General features: G+C 67.9%; 9 protein-coding genes. 8 read left to right on the forward strand and 1 reads right to left on the reverse strand.

The genetic code is table 11. The annotated features are described in order from the left end of the window. Nucleotides 1-417 precede the first annotated feature (417 nt). From rpsB to B0F77_RS26190, 5 genes are all read left to right on the forward strand, one after another. Complete coding sequence (gene rpsB / locus B0F77_RS26170; protein ID WP_086665639.1) at nt 418-1,239, forward strand: 30S ribosomal protein S2; 822 nt, start codon at nt 418-420, stop codon at nt 1,237-1,239. 72 nt (nt 1,240-1,311) lie between these two features. After that, the gene (tsf, locus tag B0F77_RS26175; protein ID WP_086665640.1) at nt 1,312-2,127 is read left to right on the forward strand and encodes a translation elongation factor Ts; all 816 of its coding nucleotides are present in this window, start codon (nt 1,312-1,314) and stop codon (nt 2,125-2,127) included. Between the two features lie 120 nt (nt 2,128-2,247). Then, nucleotides 2,248-2,958, forward strand: a complete 711-nt coding sequence (gene pyrH, locus B0F77_RS26180) for a UMP kinase (RefSeq protein WP_207310670.1) — start codon at nt 2,248-2,250, stop codon at nt 2,956-2,958. A 62-nt stretch (nt 2,959-3,020) separates the two neighbouring features. Beyond that, nucleotides 3,021-3,578, forward strand: coding sequence for a ribosome recycling factor (gene frr / locus B0F77_RS26185; RefSeq protein ID WP_086665642.1), 558 nt, complete (start codon nt 3,021-3,023; stop codon nt 3,576-3,578). A gap of 70 nt (nt 3,579-3,648) precedes the next feature. Next, a complete protein-coding gene (locus B0F77_RS26190; protein WP_086665643.1) occupies nt 3,649-4,506 on the forward strand; it encodes a phosphatidate cytidylyltransferase in 858 nt (285 codons plus the stop codon). Between the two features lie 9 nt (nt 4,507-4,515). Here the strand turns inward: B0F77_RS26190 and B0F77_RS26195 are convergent, their stop codons facing one another. Continuing rightward, nucleotides 4,516-5,334: a VOC family protein gene (locus B0F77_RS26195; protein ID WP_086665644.1), complete on the reverse strand. Its 819-nt coding sequence runs from the start codon at nt 5,332-5,334 to the stop codon at nt 4,516-4,518. Between the two features lie 95 nt (nt 5,335-5,429). Here B0F77_RS26195 and B0F77_RS26200 point away from each other — a divergent pair, with 95 nt between their 5' ends. From B0F77_RS26200 to B0F77_RS26210, 3 genes are all read left to right on the forward strand, one after another. After that, the gene (locus tag B0F77_RS26200; protein WP_086665713.1) at nt 5,430-6,176 is read left to right on the forward strand and encodes a class I SAM-dependent methyltransferase; all 747 of its coding nucleotides are present in this window, start codon (nt 5,430-5,432) and stop codon (nt 6,174-6,176) included. 91 nt (nt 6,177-6,267) lie between these two features. Then, nucleotides 6,268-11,178, forward strand: a complete 4,911-nt coding sequence (locus tag B0F77_RS26205; protein ID WP_158102826.1) for a fibronectin type III domain-containing protein — start codon at nt 6,268-6,270, stop codon at nt 11,176-11,178. A gap of 18 nt (nt 11,179-11,196) precedes the next feature. Continuing rightward, nucleotides 11,197-12,171 carry an aldo/keto reductase gene (locus B0F77_RS26210; protein WP_086665646.1) on the forward strand — a complete coding sequence of 325 codons (975 nt, stop codon included), beginning with the start codon at nt 11,197-11,199 and terminating at the stop codon, nt 12,169-12,171. Nucleotide 12,172 lies beyond the last annotated feature (1 nt).

Below are 12,172 nucleotides of genomic sequence, written 5' to 3' on the forward strand. Positions count from 1 at the left end.
GGGTCAGGAGGGTCGTGAGCAGCAGGGCGGTGGGGAGGAGGGGCATGGGTCAACGGTCGGCCAAGGGACACCCTGGGGACCAGCGGTGATCGGGGAACTGTGGATTACTCGCCGGTTGTGGACAACTGCCACCTGCGCTTGAGGGGCGATTCGAAGTTTGTCGGGGTTGGGGAGTAGACTTTTGGGCGCGTCCCGTCTGTGCGCGGGACGACTTCGCGTGCCAACGCAGATCCGACCGGCTGATCCCAGCAGGGTCGAGTCACGACGTCCGACGGTCCTGACGGTGCAGAGATGCTCCGCGGGTGCGGACGGCGGCCACGGCACCAGGGCTGAAGGCCGACCCGGCCGGAGGCACAAACCGAACCGACGCGCAAAGGCGAGACCTGGCGCGTCCGACAGATGAGGTGCGAACCGGCCATGGCCGTCGTAACCATGAAGCAGCTGCTTGACAGCGGCGTGCACTTCGGGCACCAGACCCGGCGCTGGAACCCGAAGATGAAGCGCTACATCTTCACCGAGCGCAACGGCATCTACATCATCGACCTGCAGCAGACGCTGACCTACATCGACCGGGCTTTCGAGTTCGTCAAGGAAACGGTCGCGCACGGCGGGTCGATCCTGTTCATCGGCACCAAGAAGCAGGCGCAGGAGGCCATCGCCAACGAGGCGCTCCGCGTCGGCATGCCCTACGTCAACCAGCGCTGGCTGGGCGGCATGCTCACCAACTTCACGACGGTGCACAAGAGGCTTCAGCGGCTCAAGGAGCTGGAGTCGATGGAGCAGACCGGCGGTTTCCAGGGTTTCACCAAGAAGGAAATCCTGATGATGAACCGCGAGAAGGACAAGCTGGAGCGCACGCTCGGCGGTATCCGCGACATGTCCAAGGTGCCCAGCGCCGTGTGGATCGTGGACACCAAGAAGGAGCACATCGCGGTCGGTGAGGCTCGCAAGCTGAACATCCCGATCGTCGCGATCCTCGACACCAACTGCGACCCGGACGAGGTCGACTACCCGATTCCGGGTAACGACGACGCGATCCGTTCCGCGGCCCTGCTGACCAAGGTCGTGGCCGAGGCCGCCGCCGCCGGTCTGATGCAGCGCTCCGGTGCCCGCCGCGACGCCGCCGAGGGCCAGGACAAGCCCGAGGTCGCGAGCGACGAGCCGCTGGCGGAGTGGGAGCAGGAGCTCCTGACCAACACCTCGGCCGAGGCCCCGGCCGAGCAGCCCGTCCAGTCCTGATCTCCCCCACGCGGCGCCCGCACACCAGCGGGCGCCGCGTGACCTAAGCGCGTACATCGCAGAAGGAAAACGATGGCGAACTACACCACCGCGGACGTCAAGAAGCTCCGCGAGCTGACCGCCGCCGGCATGATGGACTGCAAGAAGGCGCTGGACGAGGCCGACGGCGACTTCGACAAGGCCGTCGAGATCCTGCGCATCAAGGGCGCCAAGGACGTCGGCAAGCGCGCCGAGCGCACCACGTCCAACGGCCTCGTCGCCGTGCAGGACGGCGCGATGGTCGAGCTGCGTTGCGAGACCGACTTCGTCGCCAAGAACGCCGACTTCATCGCCCTCGCGGACGAGATCGTCGCGATCGCCAAGGCCAACAAGGTCGCCGACGTCGAGGCCCTCAAGGCCATCGAGGTCGACGGCAAGACCGTGGACGCGCTGGTCCAGGAGTTCTCCGCCAAGATCGGCGAGAAGCTCGAGCTGGCGAAGGCCGTCGACTTCGACGGGACCGTCTCGGTCTACCTGCACAAGCGCGCCGCCGACCTGCCGCCCGCCGTCGGCGTGCTGGTCGAGTACACCGGTGACAACGCCGAGGTCGCCAAGGGTGCCGCGATGCAGATCGCCGCGATGCGCCCGAAGTTCGTCACCCGTGACGAGGTTCCCGAGGAGCTCGTCGCCAACGAGCGTCGCATCGCCGAGGAGACCGCTCGCGAGGAGGGCAGGCCCGAGGGCGCGCTCCCCAAGATCGTCGAGGGTCGCGTCAACGGCTTCTTCAAGGACGTCGTGCTCCTCGAGCAGGCTTCCGTGACGGACAGCAAGAAGACGGTCAAGGCTCTTCTGGACGAGGCCGGCGTGACGGTTACCCGTTTCGCTCGGTTCGAGGTCGGCCAGAGCTGATTCGCATGAGGGCGGGGTTGCAGGCACCAGCGACCCCGCCCTTGGCGTGTCCAAGACTTCCCAATCGCGCGAGGTGAGGGACCAGTGAGCGAAGAAGGTAGCCACGGCTACAACCGGGTGATGCTCAAGCTCGGTGGCGAGATGTTCGGCGGCGGTGGCGTCGGTGTTGATCCCGACGTCGTCCAGACGGTCGCCAAGCAGATCGCGGCCGTCGTCCGCTCCGGCGTGCAGGTTGCCGTCGTGATCGGTGGCGGCAACTTCTTCCGCGGGGCCGAGCTCCAGCAACGCGGCATGGACCGGTCGCGCGCCGACTACATGGGCATGCTCGGCACGGTCATGAACTGCCTCGCCCTGCAGGACTTCCTGGAACGCGAGCACGGCATCGACACCCGCGTGCAGACGTCCATCCAGATGACGCAGGTCGCCGAGTCCTACATCCCCCGCCGTGCGATGCGCCACCTGGACAAGGGCCGCGTCGTGATCTTCGGTGGCGGCGCCGGCCTGCCGTACTTCTCCACGGACACCACCGCCGCCCAGCGCGCGCTGGAGATCGGTTGCGAGATCGTCCTGATGGCCAAGGCCGTCGACGGTGTCTACACGGCCGACCCCAAGATCGACCCGGACGCGCTGATGTTCGACAACATCACCCACCGCGAGGTGCTGGAGCGCGGCCTCAACGTCGCCGATGCCACGGCCTTCAGCCTCTGCATGGACAACAACATGCCGATCCTCGTCTTCAACCTCCTCACCGAGGGGAACATCGCGCGCGCGGTGCGTGGTGAGAAGATCGGCACCCTGGTGAGCACCCCCGGTGGCCGTCCGGCCTTCTAGACCTGGTGGGATCTCAGACCAGACCGGGATTCGGGCACGTACACGCAGAGCAAGGAGCAGTCGTGATCGACGAGACCCTCCTCGACGCCGAGGAGAAGATGGAAAAGGCGGTTTCGGTCGCGAAGGAGAACCTCTCCTCCGTCCGAACCGGTCGTGCGACTCCCTCGATGTTCAACCGCATTCACATCGACTACTACGGCTCGATGACGCCGCTGAACCAGATGGCCAGCATCACGGTCCCCGAGGCGCGCATGGCGGTCGTGAAGCCGTACGACACGAGCCAGCTGAACGCGATCGAGAAGGCGATCCGGGACTCCGACCTGGGCGTCAACCCCAGCAACGACGGCACGATCATCCGCATCGTCATCCCGCAGCTCTCCGAGGAGCGCCGCCGGGACATGGTCAAGGTCGCGAAGCAGAAGGGCGAGGACGCGCGCGTCTCCGTCCGCGGTGTCCGTCGCAAGGCGAAGGAAGAGATCGACAAGCTCGTCAAGGACGGCGAGGTCGGCGAGGACGACGGCGCGCGTGGTGAGAAGGAGCTCGACGCTCTGACCCACAAGTACACCGCGCAGGTCGACGAGCTGGTGAAGCACAAGGAAGCCGAGCTTCTCGAAGTCTGATGTTCCTGTTGGATTCGCCCGGCCGAGTTCGCGCCGCAGGCGTGAGTGCCCTGGCCGGGCGGAGGTCGTGATGGGAGCACAGGTGGCAGGCGGTCCCGCGGAGGTGCCCGCGTCGAAGCCGTCGCGCGCGGGCCGTGACCTGCGCTCGGCGATCCTGGTCGGCGTCGGGCTCGGCGCCGTGGTCATCGCGTCGTTGCTGACCGTCCGGCAGACCTTCATCGCCATCGTCGCGGCAGCCGCGGCGGTGGCGACGTGGGAACTCGCGACCGAGCTGAAGAAGAAGGACTACAACGTCGCGCTGTGGCCGGCGTTGATCGGTGGCCAGGCGATCATCTGGCTCTCCTGGCCGTTCGAACGCGCGGGCATCACGACGGCGTTCGTGATCACCATCCTGGTGTGCATGGCCTGGCGGTTCCGCGGTGGTTCCGACGGCTACCTGCGCGACCTCAGCGCGTCCGTCTTCGCCATCGCGTACGTGCCGTTGATGGCGGCGTTCGCGGCCATGCTCGTCGTGCCGGAGAAGGACGGCGCGGGGCGCGCGTTCGCGTTCCTCATCGGCGTCGTGCTGTCGGACGTCGGCGGTTACGCGGCCGGTGTCTTCCTCGGCAAGCACCCGATGGCTCCGACGATCAGCCCGAAGAAGTCCTGGGAGGGCTTCGCCGGGTCGTTGATCGCGGGCATGGCCGGTGGCGCGGTCACGGTCACCACGCTGCTCGACGGCCAGTGGTGGCACGGCGTGCTGTTCGGCGCCGCGCTCGTCGTCACGGCCACCGCGGGCGACCTGGTCGAGTCGCTGATCAAGCGCGACCTCGGCATCAAGGACATGGGCACGCTGCTGCCCGGCCACGGCGGGATCATGGACCGGATGGACTCGCTCCTGCCGTCCGCCGTCGCGTCCTGGCTGCTGCTGCACCTGTTCGTGCAGTAGCAACGCCCGTCAGTCGTCGTACGGGTCGTCCGCCTCGATGCGCGGCCCGGCCTCGATCACGCGTGACTGGTCGATCACCGAGAACGCCGCACCCGCGTGGTCCTCGACGACGGTGATGCGCCCGTACGGGGTGTCGTAGGGCTCGACGGTCACCCGGCCGCCGAGCTCCAGCACCCGGTACGCCACCGAGTCGGTGCCGATCTCGGGCGCGGCGTTGAAGTACACCATCCAGTGCGACCGCTCCGCGTACGGGAACTCGCGGCCCATCTTCTGGCGGCCGATCACCTCGGTGCCCTCGACGGACCACGACGCGTAGTCCAGCCGGTGGCCGTCGCCGATCTGCGTGATGTCGTAGTGGCAGAGCTCGCCGAAGAACTCGTCGGCCGCCGCGCCGTCGCGGGTGTTCAGCTCTGCCCACGCGTAGGCGCCGTGCCCACCCGTCCCGAACCGCCAGTCCGGTGGCACGTGCCGGAACCCGACGACGGCGCCGGTCGGGTCGGCGATCACGGTGCTCTGGGTGTGGTCGGCGGCGTCCTCGGGATTGCGCAGCACGGAGCCGCCGAGGTGGAACGCCTTCTCCGCGGTGGCGCGCGCGTGGGGCGTGACCAGGTACAGCCGCCACGGTTCCGGCTCGCCCTGCGGCAGTCCGGCGACGGGGATGCCGTCGACCATCGCCACGGTGTAGCCGGCGTCGTCGGCGTAGTGCCAGCCGAACAGGCCGGTGTAGAACTCGATCGCGGCCTTGAGGTCGTCGACGGCCCGCTCGGCCCAGCACGGACTTCCGGACAGCAACGGCGCGAGCTGGGGTGTGTTGGGCGCGATCGACACTGCCGCCTCCTGCAGGGGAGAGATGCGATCAACGCTACGCCGTAGTTGGACGAATTCGAACGGTAACCGGCAAAACGAGGCTCTACAGTGTCTTGGTGAGGGGATTCGTGCGGGCGGCGCTGAACGCGGTGCGTCCGGCAGAGGTCGTGCCGAGCCCGAACATCTGGCATTGGCCTGACGTCTACGAGGTCGAGAATCGCGCGCAGGACGTGCACGGCGCGATCTGGACGGCGATCAGTGACGAGTGTCCGTTCGGCAATCTCGATGTCGTGGACGTCGGCTGCGGCGACGGCTTCCACCTGCCGATCTTCGCCCGCACCGCGAAGTCCGTCACGGGCGTCGAACCACATCCGCCGCTCGTCGTGCGCGCCCGGCACCGGGTCGCCCAGCTGCCGAACGCCCGCGTCGTCTCCGGTCCCGCGCAGGGCCTGCCGCTCGACGACGCCTCCGCCGATCTGGTGCACGCCCGCACCGCCTACTTCTTCGGGCCTGGCTGCGAACCGGGGCTGCGCGAGGCGGACCGGGTGCTGCGGCCCGGTGGCGCGCTCGCGATCGTCGACCTGGACGGCGCGGCCGATCCGTACGGGCCGTGGCTGCGGGCCGACGAACCGCGCTACAACCCCGCCGCCGTCGAGAAGTTCTTCGCGGACAACGGGTTCTCGCTCACCCGCGTCACCACCGAGTGGCGCTTCGAGAGTCGGGCGGACCTGGAATCGGTGCTGCGCATCGAGTTCTCGGCCGCGGTCGCCGAGCGCGCGATCGCGTCGGTCGGCGGGCTGAGCTTTCCGGTCGGCTACCGGCTGCACGTGCGCCGCAAGCCGACTGGGCTGATCGCGCCTTGATCCACCCGCGATAGGACCGTTCGGGCGCTGTCGCCCGCGCTCGTCTCGTATGTACAGTCCCTCAGCTTCGTCGGTGACCTGGGGGTACGCCATGAGACGTCGGTTCCTGCTGTCGCTTTTGCTGATGCTGGGCGTGCTCGTGGTGCCACCGAGCCATGCCGCGCCACCGGCGTCCGACCTCAACGCCATGTTCAACACCTATGGCGATCAAGGCGGGCACTGGACCGGCGCCGACAGCACGGTCTCGGTGCAACTGCCCGACGGCCGCGTCGCGTGGCTGTTCTCCGACACGTTCCTCGGCACGGTCAACGCGGACCACTCACGGCCGAAGTCCGCGCCCTTCATCCACAACTCGATCGTCGTGCAGCAGGGCAACCAGCTCGTGCAGACCCTGCACGGCGGCACGGCGGCGAGTCCCACCTCGCTGGTCAACGCCACCAACCCGGACGAGTTCTACTGGATCGGCGCGGCCAAGGTGCAGGACGGCGTGCTGAAAGCGCTGTACGGGCGCTACAGCAAGGCCGGCGAAGGTCCGCTCGGCTTCGCCAGGGTCGGCACCGCGCTGGTGACGTTCTCGCTGCCCGCGCTCGCCGTCACCAGCGTCACCGACCTGACCCTGGACAAGAAGGTCGGCTGGGGCTCGGCGATCGTGTCGGACGGCGGATACGACTACGTCTACGGCACTGAGGACGTCGACGGCTACAAGTTCGCCCACGTCGCCAGGACGACGGGCCTCGGCGGCGCGTGGCAGTTCTGGAACGGCACCACGTTCGTCGCTGACGAGAGCCAGTCCGCACGCCTGCTTTCGGGCGCCGGCACCGCGTTCTCCGTGGTGCGCAACGGCAATCAGTTCGTGCTCGCCACGCACGACGGCAACACGCCCTTCGGTCCGTGGCTCGCCGCGTACACCGCGCCCAGTCCGACCGGACCGTTCACCGGGCCTACGTACCTGTACAAGGCGCCGGAGCCGGAGAGCAGCACCAGCTGGCAGTTCCCCTACGACGTGCAGCTGCACCAGGAACAAGCGAGCCCAGGCACGCTTCTGGTGTCTTACAACAACAACAGCCTCAACAACGAGGACAACTACACCGACGCGCGGATCTACCGGCCCCGGTTCGTCGACATGCCGTGGCCACCCGCGACGCCGGACCCGTCGACCGTGCCCGGCGCACCGTCCGGAGTCGCGGCGACGACCAACAGCGAGGGCGGCGGCAAGGTCACCTGGAACGCCCAGAACGGCCTGAAGTACTGGGTCTACCAGCGGGACGTCACGGCCGGGCAGACGCACTTCGCGCGCTCTCCCAACCAGGACGCCGCCGGTGAGCACGGCCTCGGCGGGCTGCGGGACGGGCACACCTACGAGTTCAAGGTGTCCGCGACCAACGCGAACGGCGAAGGCGCTTTCTCCTCGACGGTCAGCGTCACCGCACACGTCACGCCGCCGCCCGCACCGACGAACCTCCGCGCCACCCCGGGTTCGGACGCGGACGTGGCGCTGCAATGGGACGCCGTGACCGGCAACGCGCAGTACCAGATCTACAAGCGGGACGTCACCGCGAACGACGCCGACTTCAGCGAGGTGTGGTTCCCGAGCCCGAGCAACACCAGCTTCACCGTGACCGACCTCGTCCCCGGTCACACCTACGAGTTCAAGGTCCTGGCACGCAACGGCGGTGGCCAGAGCGGCCCGTCCAACGTCGTCCAGGCCGTCGTGCGGGTCGCGCCACCGCCCGTGCCGACCGGTCTGACCGCCGCCGCGCAGTCCGACGGCAGCGTGAAGCTCCAGTGGGCGTCCGCGGGAGATGGCCTCTGGTACTGGGTCTATCAGCGCGATGTGACGGCCGGCGAGACCGACTTCAAACGGCTCACGTACCCGGTCGCGGACGGCACCACCGCGCAGCCGGGCCTGCTGCAGAACGGGCACGTCTACGAATTCGCGGTCAGCTCGATCAACCGGTTCAACGTCGAGTCGGGACGGTCGGCAGTCGTGTCCGTGACGGCTCGCTGGGACAAGCCTGCCGCGCCCACCGGCCTGACCGCGGTCGCGCAGTCCGATGGAAGCGTGAAGCTGCAGTGGAACTCTGCCGGCGAGAACCTCTGGTACTGGGTGTATCAGCGGGACGTGACGGCGGGTGAGAGCTTCATCAAGCTGGAGTACCCGATCACCGACGGCGCGAGCTTCCAGCCGGGTCTGCTGCTGAAGGACCACGTCTACGAGTTCAAGGTGAGCGGGATCAACGCGGGCGGTGAGGGTCCGGCGAGCGCTGTTGTGCAGGCGACGGCCCGGTACGACGCACCGGCCGCGCCCGTCGGCCTGACCGCCACACCGGGCGACGGCACGGTCGCGTTGAACTGGAGCGCCGTGCCCAACGCATGGTACTGGATCTACCAGCGCGACGTGACAGCCGGCGAGGAGAACTTCACCAAGCTGGAGTACCCGATCACGACCGGTGCGTCGTTCACGGCGGGTCTGCTCGCCAACGGTCACACCTACGAGTTCAAGGTCTCCGCGATCACCAACGGCGGCGAGGGCGCGGCGAGCGCGGTGGTGTCCGCGAAGCCGATGCCGCCGCTGCCCGCCAAGGTCACCGGCCTCACCGCGACGCCGAAGCCGTCCGGTGAGATCGAACTCGGCTGGACCGCGTTGCCGAGCGTCTACTACTGGATCTACCAGCGGGACGTCACCGCTGGACAGGGCTTCACCAAGCTGCCCTACCCGGCGGGTGAGGCGAAGTTCACCGCCGGTGGGCTGACGCACGGGCACGTCTACGAGTTCAAGATCGCGGCGACCAACCTCGCCGGTGACGGTCCCGCCTCCGACGTCCGGTCGGCCACCGCGAGCTACGCGCTGCCCGCCGCTCCCGCCAACCTGAAGGGCGGAGCGGCCGGTGACGGCAGCATCGACCTGCAGTGGGACTCGGCCGGGCCGAACCTCTACTACTGGGTCTACCGGCGGGACGTGACGGCGGGCGAGACCGCGTTCACGCGCGCCACCTACCCGACCGACCAGACCACGATGAGCTGGGAAGGGCTGCGCGACAGCCACGTCTACGAATTCCAGGTGCGCGCGGAGAACGCGGCTGGGCTCGGGCCCGTCTCCAACACCGTCAGCATCACGTCGCGCGGTGGACTGCCTGCTCCGCCAACGAACCTGACGGCGTCACCCGGCAACGGCAGGGTGGTGCTGAACTGGACCGCGTCGCCGTCGGGGAGTGTCTACTACTGGGTCTACTACCGCGACGCGTCGATCGGTGAGGGCTTCCGCAAGCTCGACGTGCCGTTCGGATCGCCTACGGCGACGCTGGAGCCGTTGACCAACGGGCACACCTACGAGTTCAAGGTGTCCGCGACGAACTCGGCCGGTGACAGCAAGGCGACCCCGGTTGTGAGCGCACGGCCGTTGCCGCCGCGACCTGCTGCCGCTTCGTTGACGGCGATCGCGGGCAACGGCGAGGTGGGCCTCGGCTGGAACGCGGTCGAGCACGCCACGTACTTCTGGGTCGAGTACCGCGACACGACCGCGGGACAGGCCGGGTGGCAACGACTTCCGCTGCCCGTGCAGGCGTGGGCGCACACCGTGAAGCCGCTCGCGAACGGTCACCGTTACGAGTTCCGGGTGATCTCCGGCAACGTCGCGGGGGAGAGCGGTGCGTCGAACGTGGTGGCGGCAACGCCGGTGCCACCACCGCCGGCCGCTCCGTCGAACCTGCGTGCCGTCGCGGGCGACAAGAAGGTGACGCTGACCTGGAACGCGAGCCCGAGTGGTCCGGTGTACTACTGGGTGTACTTCCGGCCGCAGGGCCACAGCCAGTGGTACTACTTCCAGTACCCGGCGAGCGGTACGTCGTTCACCGCGACCGGTCTGCTCAACGGGTTCAACTACGAGTTCCGGGTGACGGCGGCGAACCTCGGCGGGCAGAGTCCACCGTCCAACGTGGTCAGTGCGAAACCGTTCCAGCCCTTGCCTTCCGCGCCGAGCGGGCTGTCGGCGAGCGCCGGGGACGGGCGTGCGCAGCTCAGCTGGAACCCGAGCAGTGGAGCCGACTACTACTGGGTCTACTTCCAGCCACAGGGGCAGACGAGCTGGTTCTACTTCCCGAACCCGGTGCACGGCACGTCGTTCAACGCCACCGGCTTGCTCAACGGCTACAACTACTCGTTCTACGTGCGCGGGGCGAACGAGGCAGGGCAGGGCAACCCGTCGAACACCGTGACGGTGAAACCCCTGCCGCCGCTCCCGGTCGCACCCTCGTGGATCTCCGCCGCGCCCGAGCGCGACACCCCGAAAGTGAACATCTCGTGGGGTGCGAGCCCGACAGCGGGCGTCCTCTACTCGCTCGAGTACCGCAACGCGTCCGACAACGGCCCGTGGTACCCGATGTCCACCACCAACCGCACGAGTGACTACCTGCACCAGCGGCCGGTCGGGGTGAAGTGGGAGTTCCGCGTCTCCATGTCCAACATGGCCGGCAAGGTGTACTCACCGGTCGCGAGTGCGGTGTCCAACGTGTGGATGCCGGATTTCCAGTACAACTGGCAGAACATCGGCAACGGCTCGAACGGCGCCGCGTACCTGCTGGTGCAGAAGTTCGGCCTGGAATGCGCGACGAGCAACCGTCAGCGGGTGTGCTTCGGCTTCACCCCGGCGCCCACCGGCCAGCCCATCACGATCGGTGACTACTTCTTCTTCCCACAGGACAAGGAGAGGCTCAACCGGCTCACCACGTGCGAAGCGGAGCAGAAGATAAGCCTCCGCGGTCGGTTCGGCACGGGAACGGCCGAAAACTACTCGCACCAGTTGCTCAAGCACGAGGCCGTGCACACGTGGCAGACGACGTTCTTCTCGTCGTACGGATCGTTCCTGAGCTCCTACGCGATCGCGTCCGGCTACTCGTGGAAGGTCGCGGGCAACGCCTGGCAGGCGAATGTCTTCGAAACACAGGCGAACCTGTACTGGGGTGGTTACCTCGGGCCCTACGGCAATACGCAGAACTGCTACTAGCGCATTAGGCTTCGGTTCGTGGAGAAGCGAATCGCAGGCAGGTTGAACCGCGAGGTCGGCGTCGTGGGGCTGGGTTGCTGGCAACTCGGCGCCGACTGGGGCGAGGTGGACGAGAGCGAGGCGCTCGCGCTGCTGCACACCGCGGCCGACACGGGTGTCGACTTCTTCGACACCGCCGACGTGTACGGCGACGGTCGCAGTGAGACGCTCGTCGGCCGATTCCTGAAGGAACGCGGCGACGGCGTCTTCGTGGCGACGAAGATGGGGCGGCGGCTGCCGGCGCAGACCACGGAGGGGTACAACCGGGAGAACTTCCTCGCGTGGAACGACCGGAGCCGCCGCAATCTGGGTGTCGACACGCTGGACCTCGTGCAGCTGCACTGTCCGCCCACGCCGACGTACAGCCGTGACGAGGTGTTCGACACCTTGGACGAAATGGTCGAGCAGCAACGGATCGCTGCCTACGGCGTGTCGGTGGAGAAGGTCGAGGAGGCGCTGGCGGCGATCAGGCGTCCGCACGTGGCCAGTGTGCAGATCATCCTGAACGCGTTCCGGCTCAAGCCCCTCGAACAGGTGCTTCCCGCGGCGGCCGAGGCGGGTGTCGCGATCATCGCGCGGGTGCCGCTCGCGTCCGGCCTGTTGTCCGGCAAGTACACGGCGGCAACGACTTTCAGCGCGGACGATCACCGCAACTACAACCGCAACGGCGAGGCGTTCGACGTCGGCGAGACCTTCTCCGGGGTCCCCTACGAGGTCGGCCTGGAGGCCGTCGAGCGGTTGCGGCCGCTGGTGCCGGAAGGTGCCACGATGGCGCAGTTCGCGTTGCGCTGGATCATCGACCAGCCCGGTGTCACGGTCGTGATCCCCGGTGCGCGCAACGTGGCGCAGGCTGCCGCGAACTCGGGGGCCGCCGCGCTGGAGCCGGTCGATTCGGCGGCCGTCAGTGCTGTTTACGACGAACTGATCCGGCCGCACGTGCACGACCGGTGGTAGG

This window comes from Lentzea kentuckyensis, from assembly GCF_002150765.1.
Classification (GTDB): Bacteria; Actinomycetota; Actinomycetes; order Mycobacteriales; family Pseudonocardiaceae; genus Lentzea; species Lentzea kentuckyensis.